This is a genomic window from Natronobeatus ordinarius (assembly GCF_024362485.1).
Taxonomy (GTDB): domain Archaea; phylum Halobacteriota; class Halobacteria; order Halobacteriales; family Natrialbaceae; genus Natronobeatus; species Natronobeatus ordinarius.
This window is the reverse complement of sequence record NZ_CP101456.1, coordinates 3,782,092-3,797,008: the sequence shown is the minus strand read 5'-3', so window position 1 is coordinate 3,797,008 and position 14,917 is coordinate 3,782,092. Positions and strand designations below refer to the sequence as shown.

Sequence of the window (14,917 nt, the reverse complement as noted above, 5' to 3'; positions counted from 1 at the left end):
ATCTCACAGCGTCGCTTTGATAGCGTGTTTGAGTGCTTCCCTTCCCGGTTTTCGCAGTAATTCTCGTCGAAGCTGAAACGCTCGGAGATACTGTGTAAGTTTATCTTTCGAGATGCCTCGATGTGGCGAGAGCCACGGTCGCAGCAGCGATCCGTGGCTCTCGCAGGTGTTGACGTGAACGTCGTCATCGGCGTATTCGCCGTCGCCGTGGACGACGTATTCGCGTTCGAAAGCGTCGTCCTTCTCCAGTGGTTCGTACGCTCGAGATCCGTGTCAGTATAGACGGTCAGTGGCTCCTTCTCGCAGTTTGCGAGAAGGAGCCGAATCGTCGATTCGTCGGCGGATTTCGCAGGGATCACGTACCGGTTGCCGGTGCCACGACCGACGATCGTGAACACCGGCGGTTTGTCCTGTTCGTACGATTCTCGGCCGCGCGTGGGCAGGCCACGCGAGCGCGACGGCTGATCGCGCTCGCGGCCTTTCTCCTACAGAGACGTAGACCATTCGTCTTTAGTTAGGCCTCACACCTGGATACTCTCCGAAGGCCTTGTTTGAACGCTCAACCGTTAGCAGTGTAGGATACATACGAGAAAGGGTAGTGAGGGTCGCTCTCCTCACCGATGAGAGACGCATCTGAGACAGTCCGGCCAATCGAAATCAGTAGTCTTCGTAGGTACATTGTACTGGCGATATAATATAAGACAAGAATGTAACTCCAAATAGAAAGATTAATATCCCAATACTTCGATCTTTGAATCATGCGGAGAAGAAAAATCCTGAAGTCAGTTGGAACCGCTTCATCACTGCCCATTGCCCTTTCGTCCGCCAAAGTTGCACAGGCGGATGATGTGACAAAGAGTCAGAATACTCTAGATGCGGGGGACGCGTGTAATGATGACGACATAGACATTAATTGTAAGGACCCTGTTGATCAATGGACATTTGATGCTTACAGCTGGCCTCTGGACAAGGTAGTCGAAAAGCTCGGAGTATGTGTCTCATACTATGGATCGATATTTCAGGAGTCAACGGATTACTGGATACACGATGTCTGCTTCGCCGGCAGCGTTGGACGCGATGAAGAGGATAGCTATTTAGGTAGAGATACCAGAGTAAATCATATAGGACATGAACTTAATCCTATTGACGATGGGGTTGGATTCGCTGAACTAACTTTGGATGAATTTTACGGTGGGTTACCTGAAGGTGATACAGGGAACTTCGAAGGTGCAGACATGAGCAGTGCGACACTCACTGCATTTTCGACTGCTGTAGGTTTAGTCAATAAACCGCTAGGCTTGGGATTGTCGGCAGCTAGCATTGTTAACGACGTGGTTAGAACAGATGTACACGAGGATGATGGACTTAAGTTTGAATTTGAACCCGAAAAGTGTGACTGGTCGGGATTTCTTTGTGGTCCGCCTCGGGGCTGGGAGGAAGGAGTTCACCATTACCAACGCTGTCAAGTGCTGACTGATCGTACGTCTTCTAGGCCCAAATTTGAACTTGAGATGTGGGGTGGAGGTAGTCAGGTTGAACCCACTGAGTTCGATTTCGTTTTTGAGACGTTCCAAAGCGAGGACGACGGTATCTCCCCATTTGGTCAACCAGAGGAGATCTCTTCAAAACATCCTGAAGATATGTCTGAGGATGTGAAAGAATTCCTAAACTTGAGAGAGGTATCGCCCATGTCTGCTCAAAATAATATTCTTGATGAGTCAAAGTCCCGAGCACTCTCCAATCACATCGATCTTGATGAAAAATTCTACATGGCAGATATCCCGATGAAAGTGTCGGAGAAATAAGTACTAGGGTATATTGCATTAGATTAATAGTAAAATTTTAATCTACTTTTGTTATACAATTATAGATAGTGTATGACTATCAAGACTGTTTATTCACCCTGCCGGCTTTATTGACGGGCTGCTATAATCATCTAATATGTAGTTGAAACTGGCCCTTATAACGGTTAAATACGGAGCGGCGGTATTTGGATGTCTCACGAAGAACGTACTCAGTTATTGACATCAGAGTTATGATTCAAACGATTCGGAACGGAACTTAGAACTCTGTCAAGTGCATCTCAGAATGAAACAATAATTATTTGCTAAGAATTATATGCCACTAACCACGTGACAATTGAAAACATCTGAACATCATAAGTGATGAAAACTTATTTATATTACGGCCTCAAATGTTAAAATGATGGGGCCATCTAGCAGGCGTTTATTCGTACAAAGTATTATCACAGGGATTTTGTTTTTACCAGGGTGTTTGAATAATAATGATGATGAAGGTGGTTACTTATCTGAGTTGCATCTGGGAAACTATACTGAAGAAGAACAAGTAATAAAGTTGGATATTATTGATGATGGCGAAAAAGTCCATAGCGAGAATTATACAATAGGACCAAAACATGATTCTAGAATAGGAAGTAAAAAAATAGATAAGGTATGGCCTAACGAGGCAGATTCGTTGGTCGTCCAAGGATACTCAGAAAGGTATGATGAAGAGGATACGATAGAGTTAGCGTCATTAGATGGCGGAGAATACATAATCAATTTTTTTGTACATCCAGAACATGGCGTTTATTTCATGTACCATAGAGATTAGTGCCATATATCTATTTAATCACCTTATCGGCGGAAACCACACCATCTAACGAGGGTGCCACAGAAAACTTGACACGGCAAGTGTTAATAATTCATCCTATTCGTCTTTAGCTAAGACTCACACCTCGGTTGCGTAGCGGTAGCGAGCGTCTCTTGTAACACTGGCCGTTGCTGGTGGGTCTTCTGTGCGTCGTCGATCAGTCGCTTGAGCAGCGGTGGCGGCGAGTAGCCGAGATATTCGCCAAGTTCCTGGAGGATGAGCTGGGCGTGCGACCGGAAGGTCGCCGCCCAGCGTTCCGGCGGAAACACGATCTCATCGTCCGCCTGTTCGGTGACCAGATCAAGCAATTCACGACTCACCAGCAGTGACAGCAACGCCGCGTACAGCAGAATTTCGACAACATGCTTCTTCGTCGTGTCGAACTCGTCCAGTTCGTACTGCGTCTTCAACTCACGGAATAGCAACTCCACCTCCCACCGACACCGATAGATCGTCCCTAGATCCGACGGCAAGAACTCTTCTCTCGGGAGATTCGTGATGTACAGGTGGTAGTCGTCGGCGTCCTCCTTGCGGACGCCGACGACGCGAAACCGCTTCGTATCGCGTGAGTGCGTCCCTCCGTACGGTCTTCGGTCGAACTCGGCTTCGACTTCCACGTCGATGTACTCGCGGTGCAGATCCTCCACAACATCGTGGATCTGCTCGCCTTCTAAGGGAATGGCGCGGCCGCGCCATTCCCGTAATTCCTCCGTTACGACCGGATTTGCGCTCTCTTTCAGCCGACTCACAAAGTAGCCGTCGTTCTCATCGATCAACGCGAAGCGGCGGTACTTGAAGTAGGCTCGATCGAACAGAACGAGTCGTTCTTCGAGCCACGATCCTGTGTTAAACAACGTGCTGTCGTGCGTTTTCTCATCAGTCACGTCAAGCCATTCTATCGTCTGCTCGGTGGCATTATGGAGCAGGTGGAGCTTCGCTCCAGCCTGCTCCTCCTTGCGAGCTTCGTACTCATCGGCAAGGAACTCGTGCAACCGCAGGACGGTTCCATCAGCGATCATCACGTCCCTGAATCGGTCGATATCGGCGTCAACAGTGCCAGGGACAGCGACCTCGTCGAGGCCACGCTCGACGAGGTCGCGGAAGTACTCTGCGAGAGACGGCGTCAACCGCTGATAGAAGCCGCCGGGGGAGATCGTCTCATCAGCTGTCGAGTTGTAGCTGCGCCTGAAGCCAGCGAGTGTTCGGCTTTCGCCTGCGGCGAAGCCGAACACGAATGCCCAGACGAAGGCGGGAATCTGGAGCTTGCGGTCACGTTCGACCACGCCGAGTTCCTCGGCGTGCTCTTTGAGGAACTCGGAGGGAAACAATGTAGTGAGCCGACGCATAATCCGAGATGAGGAGGTTTTTTGTGCACACTCGACACCTCCTCATTCCTTCCGAAAAGTATCCACGATAAGCCGTCGCTGCCACGTGGTTTCTCGCTTAGCTAAAGACGGATAGAGACGTAGACTTCGTCGATTTCGACGGGACCGACGAGATTGAGCGAAGGCGCGTCGAGCGCCTTCATGAAGCGCTCGGCGCGCTGGTGGATCGTTTTGTACTGGACGTCGATTTCGAGCTGAAGCTGGCGGAGACTCGTGTTAAACCGGAGAAACGCGTAAATCGAGAACAACCACTTTCTGAGTGCGACTTTCGAATGGGCGAAGATCGTGCCGGTCTTGTCGTTGAATGTGCGGCCGCAATTCTTACACAGGTAGCGCTGAAAGTGTCCATAGCTGCCGTTCTGACCGAACGGGCAAGAACGGCAGCGAGGACAGGAAATTCCGTTACGCCAGCGAACCTGCTGTAACAGGTCCGTTGCGATCGATTCCGAACCAAACACATCGAGCGGAATCATACGTATCGGACACCGCTGACGCGGTGTCCTTGCTCTCTTCGATTCGAGAGCGACAGCAAAACAGCATCAACAATCTCCTACAGAAGAGCGGGTATTATTGTGGAGACAGAAGGAAGAAGTCGAGTTCATCATCACCTATTCTGGCAGTCACATTAACCAGATTGTCGCCTTCCTCAATCTCCCAAGCGTGTGTTTTTTCCAAATCACCCGATTGTACGTTGACTTCATACGCTATCTCTCTCGATAGGACCCCCATAGCAAGAATCTCATCATCAGACTCCAGGTTTACCGAAATGTCGAGAATAGTGCCACCATTGGTTTTATTTTCAACATGTAAATCAATGTTCTGAGCCTCTTCAGAAAGATTTTGTATTTTCAAAGTCCCTGATCCTCCAAGCGGTATGTTTTCTCCCATGTCATTGCTTCTATTACTTTGTTCGGCATCATTTCTATTCGTAGTTGACTCGGTCATGTCTTCTTCATCTCCGTCGTCTGGGTCTGATGTCATTCCAAGGCAACCAAAAAGGGGCATCATAATCCCGACACTAGTCACACCAATTAGTCGTCGTCTGTTTATTTTACCCATGTAGGATAGTAGTGATGGTATGTCAAATACTTTCTGTGGGTTGAAATGTTTGTTTGAGGTTAGACGGTATCATTCCGATTCACAGTAGTAGCGAGAGTGGCGTCCGGTGGCGGTTTGGCGACGACGATGCCGCAACGGTGACCGGTACGCTAACGACTATGCCGATGTGTCGACCCTGAACGGACAGTGAGTCTTTCGTTCGCGTTACCCCGGAACGAGTGGCTGTTCGGACTGCTGATCGCGAGCGTCCACGCCGGCCAGCACCTGTTCTTGCGGCTGTTCCCGCCGCTGATCCCGGTGTTAGTCGTCGACCTCGAGGCGTCGCTGGCCCAGCTCGGCTTGCTCGTCAGCGTCTACATGTTCGCGGGCGGGCTGTTCCAGGCGCCGATCGGGGTCCTCGCGGATCGCGTCGACCGCCAGTACCTGCTCGTGCCGGCGTTCGGCCTGATGGGCGTCGGCTACCTCGTGTTCGTCCTCGCGCCGACCGTCGGGGCGAGCCTGCCCGCCCTCCAGCTCGCCGGCTCGACGTTCGACGGGCCGTACCAGGTGATGGCGCTCGGGATGTTCCTCGCCGGCGTCGGCTACAGCGTCGTCCACCCGGTCGGCTACCCGCTCATCTCGGCGAACGTCTCCCCGGAGAACAAAGGGAAGGTGCTTGGCATGTGGGGCAGCGCCTCGAAGATCGGCGACTCGGCCGCGCCGCTCGTGGTGGGCGTGCTCATCCTCGTGCTGGCCTGGGAGTGGATCCTCGTCGGGATCAGCCTCTTCGGATTCGTCTTCGCGGCCGTGCTGTTCGTCGTCTTTCGGTCGGGAAAGTACGAGACGCGCCCACCGACGTCGGAGAACGGGGACGGCGACTCGAGCGAGCCCGGGCTCAGAGAGAACCCGCGGCAGTTTCTGGTGCCGATCGCGACGATCGTCGTCTCGTTTTTCTTCATCTTATTCGCCACGAACGGCCTCCAGACGTACGCGCCGGTGTTCGTCGCCGACGTCTACGGCTTCTCGCTCTCGCTCGGCGGCCTCGAGGTCGGACGCGAATCGATCGCCAACTTCTACTTCGCCGTGTTGTTGATCAGCGGCGCCGTCGCCCAGCTGGTCGTCGGCTCGCTGACCGACACGTACGATCACCGGACGGTGCTCGTCGCGATGCTCGGCGTCTCCGCGGTCGCGCTGACGACCCTGGCGTTCGTCTCGCTCACCCCGCTCACGCTGTTCGCGCTGTTCGTCCTCCTGGGCTGTACGATCTTCGGGCTCAACCCCGCTCGAGACGCGCTCATCAGCGACATCACGCCGGCGGCGTACGAGGGGCGAACGTTCGGCTACATCTGGACGATCGCACTCGTCGGGAGTTCGGGCTACCCCGCCATCATCGGCTACCTGGCCGATACGATGGGGCTGCGGGCCAGTTTCTCGGTGCTGGCGATCGGCGCGCTCGGCGCGCTCGGCTGTATCGCCGCGCTCTACAGCCCGCTGGTCTACCGGGAGCGGCCGACGTCGGCGGCTGCCGACTGATCAGCCCAGCTCGTCGAACGACTGGACGCGATAATCCCCGAGGACGCACTGGCCCCGCCGCTCGTGGCCGACGCGTTCGACGTGGATCGCCTCGAGGCCGGCGTTCCAGGCCGCGCCGACGTCGCAGGCGCCGTCGCCCGCGAGCACGCCCCGGTGGCCGTTGTGGCCGACGCCGAGGTCGGCCAACACGTGCTCGACGGGGTCGGGGTCGGGTTTCCACCCCGTCTCGTCGGTACAGCAGAGGGTCACGTCGAACCAGTCGCGGATGCCGACATTGTCGAGGACGGGTTGACAGAGGAAGTCCTGGCAGTGGGTGACGAGGGCGACGGGAACCTCGAGGTCGGCGACGAATTCAGCGTCGTCGTGGAGGTAAGTCTGTTCGGCGCGCACGAGGGGGTCTTCCTCGTCGTGGAACGCGTCCCAGAACCGGTCGGGGTCGACTCCCCACTCCCGGAGCTGGTGGTCACGCGAGCCGGTGAGCCCGTGCCAGATGATCTCGGCCTCGCGGTCGGTGAACCGCCGATCCAGCCGGTCGCCGACCCGGTCGAACACCTCGCGGGTGTAGGACCAGTCGACGTCGACGAGCGTGCCGTCGAGATCGAGCAGCCAGAAGTCGTACTCGAGGGCCATAGAGACCGGACGGTACGTGATTCGACGATATGTGTCTGTCGGCTGCAGGGTCCGGCATCGCTTGGGGGTGGCGCTGGGAACAGTTCGGAATGGGACACCACGAAAGCCCCTGGCGGCATCCAGTCGAGGGGCTCGTTGCGCGCGCTCGCGCTGCTCGCGTGCTTACGTCGCCCGTCTTCCCGGATGCCGCCAGCCCCTTTTACTCCCACCCGTGTCGGCTGGCCGGCCGGGCCACCGCGGGTGGAATAAAAGGGGCTGACGCGCTCGGTTCCTCCCGGGCGACGGAAAGACCGCAGGCCGAAGGCCGAGGACCGCACCGAGCCCCGGAGTCGAGCGCGTCAGGGGCTTTCGTGGTGTTCTCGTGCGGTCTGTCGTCGTTCGAGCCCGGTGATCGCCGCCCCGTTCGAGCGATCAGCGGTAACACAGCACCTCGATCCGTCTCGCTCGAGTCTGAGAAACACCACTGACGAGTCGAGCGGACAAGTATATATCTCGTCGTTCGGAACGATCGTACCAACGTACATGTTCCAGATCGGGTCGACAGCGCGTGCGAGGTGATCGTCGGTGTCGGGTCCCCGCCGAATCGCCGACGCCATCACGACCCACTCGAGGCTCGTCCTCGTCTCCCTGCTCGTCGCGACGGCCCTGGTCGGTGCCGGTGTGACGGCGCTCGAGACGGACACCTCCCTCGAACAGTTCGAGAGCGAGTCGACCGAGCGGGAGGCCCTCGAGTACGTCGAGCGAAACTTCGCGACGGCCGAAGGGAACACGACGGCCGCCCAGTTGCTCGTCGAGGACGAGAACGTCCTCACGCAGGAGTCGCTGGTGCAGTCGCTCGCGTTCCAGCAGGCGATCCGCGAGCACGACTCGGTCGGCCCGACGCTCGCCGACGACGAGCCGACCGTGGGCCTCGAGAACGTCGTCGCGACGGCGGTCATCCGCGAGGAACGGGGAGCGGAACTCGAGGTGGACGCAGCGGCCCTCGAGCGACGCGCGGAGGCGGTGAACGAGCGAGGCGAGCGCCTCGAGGAGGGGCTCGACCGGACGGTAGCGATCCAGGAGTCCTACGAGGAGTTGAACGCGTCGCGCGACGCCGGGGCGATCGACGACGAGACGTACGACCGGCGAGCCGCGGAACTCGAGGCGGCGTTCGACGAGGCGCTCGAGAACGCGACGATCGACCTCGACGGCGAGGACGCCGCGCGGTACGAACGGGCGGTGGCGCAGCTGCGGACGGTCACCGCCGAGATCGTCGCCATCGAGCGCGAGCACGAGGAGCCGAGGGGGAGCGTGGCGGCCCGCCTCGGCCGCCTCGAGACGGCGCGCGATCGGGCGTACGCCGACGGGACGGTCGGGATCCTCGGCGAGGAGTACCGGGCGATTCGGGCCGAACGCGAGCGCCTCGAAGCGGAGCGGGCGGCGCTCGAGTCGCGCGACCAGCCGCCGCTGTCCGAACAGCAGGCGGCGCTCGAGTCGCTCACCGAAGCGGAGTACGAGGCGACCCTCGAAGAGCTCCTCGACGGCGAGGGGCCGATCGGCGACCTGGCGCTGCGCTTTCTGCCCGCGTCGTACGAGCCGGGGTCGACGTCGGCCGAGGCGCGCTCGATCGTCGTCGTGCAGTCGACCGACGAGGGCGCATTCGAGGGGCCGGGGACGATCGAAGAACGCATCGTCGAGTCACAGCTCGAGTTGCGAGCGCTCGCGGCGGCGCACGAGGAGTCGTACCTGGTCTTCGGGTTCGGCGTCGTCGTCGACGAGATCGATCGGTCGATCGGCGACAGCCTCTGGATCGTCGGCCCGCTCGCGCTGGCGCTTGTCGTGCTCACGCTGTCGATCGCCTACCGCGATCCGCTCGACATCAGCCTCGGCGTGGCGGGGATCGCCGTCGTCCTGCTCTGGACGTTCGGCTTTATGGGCTGGGCAGGGATCGCGTTCAATCAGCTGTTCGTCGCCGTGCCCGTCCTGCTCGTCGGGCTCTCGATCGACTACGCGATCCACGTCTTCATGCGCCACCGCGAACGTCGGTCGGGAGACGACGCCGACGTCCGGGGATCGATGGCCGGTGCACTCGCGGGCGTCGGCGTCGCGCTCGTCTGGGTCACTGCGACGACGGCGGTCGGCTTTCTGGCGAACCTCGTCAGCCCGATCGACCCGGTCGGGGCGTTCGGCCTCGTCAGCGCCGTCGGCATCCTCGCCGCCTTGCTCGTCTTCGGGGCGCTCGTCCCCGCCGCGAAGGTCGAACTCGACGAGGCGCTCGAGGCCCGCGGGATCGATCGACGGAAGCGAGCGTTCGGCACGGGTGGCGGTCGAGCCGCCCGCGCGCTCTCCGCCGGGTCGACCGCCGCCCGCCGCGCCCCGTTCGTCGTCCTCGCCTGTGCCCTCCTGGTGACCGCCGGGGGCGTTTACGGCGCGACCGGTGTCGACACGAGCTTCGACCAGGAGGAGTTCCTCGCCACGGAGCCGCCGGCGTGGACCGAGAAGCTGCCGGCGCCCTTTGCCCCCGGCGAGTACCGCAGCGGGGCGGACCTCGCGTACGTCACCGCGAACTTCCAGCGCGAGGACGCCCGGGCACAGCTGTTGGTGACCGGTGACGTCACCGACGGTGAAACCCTGTCACGGATCGCCGAAGCCGAGGCGGCGGCCGCCGAGAGCGAGCACGTTTACGTCCTCCCCAACGGCGAGGCCGACGTCCGCAGTCCGCTGTCGCTGATGGAGGAAGTCGCGGCCGAGGACGAGTCGTTCAACGCCTCGTTCCAGCTGGCCGATCGAACGGGCGACGGCGTCCCCGACCAGAATCACGCCGGGCTGTACGACCGACTGTTCGAGCTCGACCCCGACGCCGCGGCTGACGTAATCGCCCGAACCGAGGACGGCGAGTACGAGGCCGTCCGGCTGGTCGTCTCGGTCCGCGGCGACGCAGACCGTGCCGCGACGGCCGCCGAAATTCGTTCGCTCGAGGCGGCGTTCGACGAGGACGGGGCGGCGGACGGGAGGACCGACGGCAGCGTCGGCACCGCCGATGGGGCCGGGTTCGATCCCACGCCCGACGGCCGCTGGAGTGGCACCGCGACGGGGACGCCACTCATCAACGACGTCGTCGAGAAGGACCTGTTCGAGACGGTGTTCTGGAGCCTGCTGGTCACGCTCGTCGTCGTCGTCGGCGTCCTCTCGCTGGCGTACCGGCTGACGGGACACGGCGCGAGCCTCGGCGCGGTGACGCTGCTCCCGGTGGCGTTCGCCGTCGCCTGGATCCTCGCCACGATGGCGCTGCTCGAGATCCCTTTCAACGTGCTGACTGGCATGATCACGAGCCTCACGATCGGCCTCGGCGTCGCCTACAGCATCCACGTGAGTGCTCGCTACACCGCCGAACTCGAGCGTCAGGGATGTATTCGGGACGCTCTCGAGACCACTGTCACTGGCACCGGCGGTGCCCTGCTCGGCAGCGCCGCGACCACCGTCCTCGGCTTCGGCACGCTCGCGCTCGCAATCTTGCCCGTCCTCCGGCAGTTCGGCCTCGTCACCGCCCTGACGATCCTCTATGCCTTCCTCGCGAGCGTCCTCGTCCTGCCGAGCCTGCTCGTCTGCTGGACCCGCTGGCTCGGCCCCGACGTCCCGCTCGAGGCGACGCCGTCGGAGCGACCGCCCCGACCCGCGACCGACGGGGACGGGAGTCGGCTCGAGAAGGAAGGATGACGATGGGGCGAACCAGACGCGTCGGCCGTCCCTAGAGCAACCCGTCAGACTTCGCCAGCAACAGCGCCGAGAGCGTCGAGTCGTTCGCCGGCGGCTCGCGGGCGACCGCGAGCGCCTCGTCGACGGGCACGGTCCGAACCTCGAGGAACTCGTTCCCGTCGAGGTCGCGCTCGCCCGGCTCGAGCCCCTCGGCGTAGACGACCGCGCGGTCGTGTCTGAGGACGCCGGTCGCGACGGCGTACTCCTGGAGCACCGAGAGGCTCGAGGGTTTGAATCCGGTCTCCTCCTCGAGTTCGCGGGCGGCCGCCATCGTGTAGGACTCGCCGTCCTCGACGATGCCGGCAGGCAACTCGAGGTGGGTCTCACGGATCGTCGGGCGGTACTGCTCGACGAATAGCAGTTCGTCCTCGAGTCGGGCGACGATTACCACGGCGTCGGGCAACTCGGCCCAGTAGTAGCGCTTCTCGGTGCCGTCGGGCTGCTCGAGCAGGTCGTAGCCGCCGTCGTACCAGCCCGTCTCGTACTCGGTCGCCGATTCGATCAGCCGCCAGTTGTCGAGGTCGCTCATTGTGCGTCGCTGCGGGCTCGAGTGGATTGTACCTGGCGTTTCGTCGACGAATACCGATGCGATCGGCGACTTCGAGCCCGCCCCGTCCACAGGCGGGGCGTGAACCGACCCCTTCTTGTGCGTTCAGCCGAGTGTGACGGTCGTCACATGCGGGGGAGACGACTGGCCACCATCGAGGAACTGCTCGCGATCGTCAGTCCGGCAGACCGGAGCCGAGCGGTCGTCGAGCGACTGCGGACGTGGACGGCCGAGCGCGGCCTCGGGCTGGAGACGGTCGCCGTGGGCGAGAGCGTCGCCGAAGTCTACGATCCCGACGCCGAAACCCTCGGCATCACCGTCGGCGGGGACGGCACCTTCCTCGAGGGCATCCAGCAGTTCGTCCCCCGGGGCGTTCCGGTCCTCGGGATCAACACCGGCACGCTCGCCTTCCTCGTCCGAGTCGACGTCGACGACCTCGAGGCGGCGCTGTCGGAGGTGGTCGAGGGGCGAGCGACGATCGACCACCGCCAACAACTCGCCGTCGAGGCTGACGGCCTCGAGGCGACCGGGATCAACGACGTCACGATCCAGCACGTCCCGCCGGAAGAGCCATTCGGCCGGAAGATCACGACGCTCGACGTCTTCGCTGACGAGGGCTACGTCGGTGCGTACGAAGGAACCGGCCTCGCGATCGCCACCCCGACGGGCTCGACCGGCATCTCGCTCTCCGCGAACGGGCCGATCCACAACCCCACCAACAACACTTCGCTCCAGATCGTCCCCTTACACACCCATCGGATGGGTGTCCGGCCGCTGATCGTCAGCGCGCGGACGACGATCCGGGTCGTCCCCACCGACGCAGCCGACCTGCTCGTCGACGGCGGTCGTCATCACGTTCGCCTCGACGCCGACGACATCGTCACCATCACGGGTGCCACTCGCCCCGCCTACGTCGTCCGCACGAGCTACGACGACGACTTCTTCACCGCGATCGGCGAGCACCTCGGCTGGGGCGCCCGCGGAACGGAGAGCAAAACGCTCCCCGCCGAGGCGACGGTCGAGCAGGGGCCGCGACAGCTGAAAGACCGCGCCCTTCGGGTTGCCGAGGAGGCCGCCGAGAGCGTCGGCGGCCCGCTCAGAGACCTCCACGGCCGGGTCGAGGTCGAACGGAAGACCGACGTTTCGGACGTCATCACCGAGGCCGACCACCGCTCTGAGAACATCATCACGACGGCCATCGAAAACGAGTATCCCAACCACGCCATCCGGACCGAAGAAGGCGTCCATCAGGAGTCGGAGACGCCCTACACCTGGCTCATCGACCCGCTCGACGGGACGGGAAACTACGCCAACGGGAACCCAAACTACGCGGTCTCGATCGCCCTCCTCGAGCGATCCGAGCCGATCGTCGGCGTCGTCTACGCCCCCGAAACCGACGAATGCTGGAGCGCAACCGCCGGCGGCGGCGCGTTCAAAAACGACGCGCCGATCGCGACGACCGACCGGACCCAGCTGAACGAAAGTATGCTGATGTCGGGCTACGATCCAGACGGAAGCTTCCTGGCTCACTTCTACGAACACACCCGGGGCGTCCGCCGACTCGGCTCCGCCGCACTCCACCTCTGTTATCTGGCCAGCGGCAGCGCCGACGCCGTCTGGGAGTACGACACCCGCCCCTGGGACGTCGCGGCGGGCGTCCTCATCGCCCGCGAGGCCGGCGCGACGGTCACCGACTCGAGCGGGGCGCCGTTCGACGCTTACGCAGAGAAAGTACGACGGGAGCTCGTCGGCTCGAACGGACACATCCACGGAGAACTCATGGCCCGGCTCGAGGGCCACGAGCAACTCTACAACGCGGACGACTGATGATAGTCGTGTGACCGGGCACGGGTAAACAACCTCGGGCGCGGTGGCCCGAGGCTGTTAGAACCGAGCCCGGTAGATCCGCCCGAACGCCTGTCGACGAAGCGTGGCGACCGCGGCCTCCTCCTGGTCGTTGAACGTCGCCGCCACCGCCTCGTCCTCGGGGCCAGCGTGCCAGACGACGTTCGCGGCGTGGTCGTGACCCACTTCGGTCACATCGCCGTCGTAGCCCTCGATCCAGTCGTCGTACTCCTCGCGCGTGCTGACGGTGACCGCGAGCAGGCTCGCGAACAGGGCGTCGTGGGCGGTCTCGATCACGTCCTCGGTGACGCGGTCGCCGAACTCCTCGCGGTCGAATTCCATCGCGCGGGCGACCTCACGGACGACCGTTCCCGCGGCGGGGGCGACCGACTCGTACTGCTCGCGGGCCTCCTCGAGCGACTCGGGATCGAACGTTCCGACGGTGTGCATGTCCGGGGCCTCGAGCCGCGAGGGGTTACGCGTTTTCGTCTTCGTCCGAACCCGCCGCCGACTCGTGCATCCGCCGCGTCAGCTCGCGGGCTTCCTCGAGGACGCGCTCGGTCTCGGCGGTCGACGCCTCCGGGGTCGTCAGTTCGCCCCGTCCCGGTAACCTCGTCTGTCGGGCGAGTTCGGCTTCGAGCGGCGGCGCGTCCGCGTGTCCGTCCTCGTCCTCGAGCTCGGGGGTGTCGACCTCGGGCGCGTGCTCGACGACCTGCGCGGCCAGCTCATCGGGGCCGCAGTCGGCCCAGTCGGGAGCGTACTCGGCGAGCCACTCGAGGTGGTCCTCCCGGCCGAGCGAAGCCGTGACGCCGAGGTGGTTCGCGAGGTGGACCTCGTCGGCCTGTGCTGCGCCGCAGACCGGACAGGCGTATCCCATGGGTGCGGGTACGGTCGCCGGTCGTATAACGGCCACGACCGGCGTTCTCGGCCGCTCCGGGCTCGCTGCCTATCCACGTCGGGCCAACGTCTTTGTCACTCTGTAGCGTGATTCGAGTTATGGATATTCGACCCGCAACCGAGGCCGACCGCGAGGCGATCCGGGAGGTCGCCCGTGCGGCCTGGCACGACGCCTACGACGACCTCGAGGCGGTGACGATCGACGAGACCGTCGAGGAGTGGTACGCCGACGACGCGCTCGAGCGGGCGATCGACAAGCCGGGCACCGCGGTGCTCGTCGCCGAGCGTGACGGCGAGGTCGTGGGGTTCACCCACGGCGTCGTCTCCGAGGAGGAGGGCGACGTCCTCCGGATGTACGTCCACCCCGACCACCAGCGACAGGGGGTCGGCGCGGCGTTACACGAGCGCCTGCGCGAGGACTTAGCGGACTTCAACATGCGCCGGATGCGCGCGATGGATCTCGCGTCGAACGAGGCGAGCCGCGAGTTCTACGAGGGCCTGGGATTCGAGCGAACCGACGAGGCCGAAGTCGAACTCGGCGGCGAGGAGTACACCGAAGCCGTCTACACGCTCGAGCTCTGATCCATGACTCGATACGCTCCGGACGACGGTCGATCGGCAATGGTCGACGAACCGTTTCGCTGTAACGAGTCGG

The 14,917-nt window shown here is 61.8% G+C and carries 12 protein-coding genes and 2 pseudogenes; 6 read left to right on the top strand and 8 right to left on the bottom strand.

All coding sequences use genetic code 11. The annotated features are described in order from the left end of the window. Positions 1-3 precede the first annotated feature (3 nt). A pseudogene (locus NMQ09_RS18980) lies at positions 4-501 on the bottom strand (IS1595 family transposase); the annotation flags it as partial. A gap of 257 nt (positions 502-758) precedes the next feature. Between NMQ09_RS18980 and NMQ09_RS18975 the strand changes: the two are divergent. Further along, positions 759-1,805 carry a hypothetical protein gene (locus NMQ09_RS18975; RefSeq protein ID WP_255192137.1) on the top strand — a complete coding sequence of 349 codons (1,047 nt, stop codon included), beginning with the start codon at positions 759-761 and terminating at the stop codon, positions 1,803-1,805. Positions 1,806-2,202: 397 nt separating this feature from the next. Next, positions 2,203-2,613: a hypothetical protein gene (locus NMQ09_RS18970; RefSeq protein WP_255192136.1), complete on the top strand. Its 411-nt coding sequence runs from the start codon at positions 2,203-2,205 to the stop codon at positions 2,611-2,613. A gap of 110 nt (positions 2,614-2,723) precedes the next feature. On the opposite strand, the gene NMQ09_RS18965 is transcribed toward NMQ09_RS18970, so the two are convergent. The 3 genes and pseudogenes from NMQ09_RS18965 to NMQ09_RS18955 form a co-directional block, all read right to left on the bottom strand. Further along, positions 2,724-3,998 carry an IS4 family transposase gene (locus NMQ09_RS18965; RefSeq protein ID WP_255192135.1) on the bottom strand — a complete coding sequence of 425 codons (1,275 nt, stop codon included), beginning with the start codon at positions 3,996-3,998 and terminating at the stop codon, positions 2,724-2,726. A gap of 104 nt (positions 3,999-4,102) precedes the next feature. Beyond that, positions 4,103-4,510 (bottom strand): annotated as a pseudogene (locus tag NMQ09_RS18960) (transposase); the annotation flags it as partial. A gap of 94 nt (positions 4,511-4,604) precedes the next feature. Then, a complete protein-coding gene (locus tag NMQ09_RS18955; RefSeq protein WP_255192134.1) occupies positions 4,605-5,096 on the bottom strand; it encodes a hypothetical protein in 492 nt (163 codons plus the stop codon). A gap of 186 nt (positions 5,097-5,282) precedes the next feature. Here NMQ09_RS18955 and NMQ09_RS18950 point away from each other — a divergent pair, with 186 nt between their 5' ends. Then, positions 5,283-6,608, top strand: coding sequence for an MFS transporter (locus NMQ09_RS18950; RefSeq protein WP_255192133.1), 1,326 nt, complete (start codon positions 5,283-5,285; stop codon positions 6,606-6,608). Here NMQ09_RS18950 and NMQ09_RS18945 read toward each other — a convergent pair whose 3' ends face one another. Then, positions 6,609-7,238, bottom strand: coding sequence for an HAD family hydrolase (locus tag NMQ09_RS18945; protein WP_255192132.1), 630 nt, complete (start codon positions 7,236-7,238; stop codon positions 6,609-6,611). Between the two features lie 564 nt (positions 7,239-7,802). On the opposite strand from NMQ09_RS18945, the gene NMQ09_RS18940 reads away from it, so the two are divergent. Beyond that, on the top strand, positions 7,803-10,934 hold the full coding sequence (locus NMQ09_RS18940; RefSeq protein ID WP_255192131.1) for an MMPL family transporter: 3,132 nt from the start codon (positions 7,803-7,805) through the stop codon (positions 10,932-10,934). A gap of 31 nt (positions 10,935-10,965) precedes the next feature. On the opposite strand, the gene NMQ09_RS18935 is transcribed toward NMQ09_RS18940, so the two are convergent. Then, positions 10,966-11,502, bottom strand: a complete 537-nt coding sequence (locus tag NMQ09_RS18935) for an NUDIX hydrolase (protein ID WP_255192130.1) — start codon at positions 11,500-11,502, stop codon at positions 10,966-10,968. A gap of 147 nt (positions 11,503-11,649) precedes the next feature. Between NMQ09_RS18935 and NMQ09_RS18930 the strand changes: the two genes are divergently transcribed. Next, positions 11,650-13,347: an NAD(+)/NADH kinase gene (locus tag NMQ09_RS18930; RefSeq protein ID WP_255192129.1), complete on the top strand. Its 1,698-nt coding sequence runs from the start codon at positions 11,650-11,652 to the stop codon at positions 13,345-13,347. A gap of 57 nt (positions 13,348-13,404) precedes the next feature. Here NMQ09_RS18930 and NMQ09_RS18925 read toward each other — a convergent pair whose 3' ends face one another. Both NMQ09_RS18925 and NMQ09_RS18920 read right to left on the bottom strand, forming a co-directional pair. Continuing rightward, entirely contained in the window at positions 13,405-13,815 is a 411-nt protein-coding gene (locus NMQ09_RS18925; protein ID WP_255192128.1) for a DUF5809 family protein, read from the bottom strand. Between the two features lie 25 nt (positions 13,816-13,840). After that, complete coding sequence (locus NMQ09_RS18920) at positions 13,841-14,242, bottom strand: DUF5810 domain-containing protein (protein WP_255192127.1); 402 nt, start codon at positions 14,240-14,242, stop codon at positions 13,841-13,843. Positions 14,243-14,361: 119 nt separating this feature from the next. On the opposite strand from NMQ09_RS18920, the gene NMQ09_RS18915 reads away from it, so the two are divergent. Further along, entirely contained in the window at positions 14,362-14,844 is a 483-nt protein-coding gene (locus NMQ09_RS18915; protein ID WP_255192126.1) for a GNAT family N-acetyltransferase, read from the top strand. The last annotated feature ends 73 nt before the right edge of the window (positions 14,845-14,917 follow it).

Coding starts and splice junctions, on each gene's coding strand:
- NMQ09_RS18955 (WP_255192134.1), bottom strand. CDS start 5,096: ATGGGTAAAATAAACAGACGACGACTAATTGGTGTGACTAGTGTCGGG.
- NMQ09_RS18920 (WP_255192127.1), bottom strand. CDS start 14,242: ATGGGATACGCCTGTCCGGTCTGCGGCGCAGCACAGGCCGACGAGGTC.
- NMQ09_RS18930 (WP_255192129.1), top strand. CDS start 11,650: ATGCGGGGGAGACGACTGGCCACCATCGAGGAACTGCTCGCGATCGTC.
- NMQ09_RS18915 (WP_255192126.1), top strand. CDS start 14,362: ATGGATATTCGACCCGCAACCGAGGCCGACCGCGAGGCGATCCGGGAG.
- NMQ09_RS18935 (WP_255192130.1), bottom strand. CDS start 11,502: ATGAGCGACCTCGACAACTGGCGGCTGATCGAATCGGCGACCGAGTAC.
- NMQ09_RS18945 (WP_255192132.1), bottom strand. CDS start 7,238: ATGGCCCTCGAGTACGACTTCTGGCTGCTCGATCTCGACGGCACGCTC.
- NMQ09_RS18970 (WP_255192136.1), top strand. CDS start 2,203: ATGATGGGGCCATCTAGCAGGCGTTTATTCGTACAAAGTATTATCACA.
- NMQ09_RS18965 (WP_255192135.1), bottom strand. CDS start 3,998: ATGCGTCGGCTCACTACATTGTTTCCCTCCGAGTTCCTCAAAGAGCAC.
- NMQ09_RS18975 (WP_255192137.1), top strand. CDS start 759: ATGCGGAGAAGAAAAATCCTGAAGTCAGTTGGAACCGCTTCATCACTG.
- NMQ09_RS18925 (WP_255192128.1), bottom strand. CDS start 13,815: ATGCACACCGTCGGAACGTTCGATCCCGAGTCGCTCGAGGAGGCCCGC.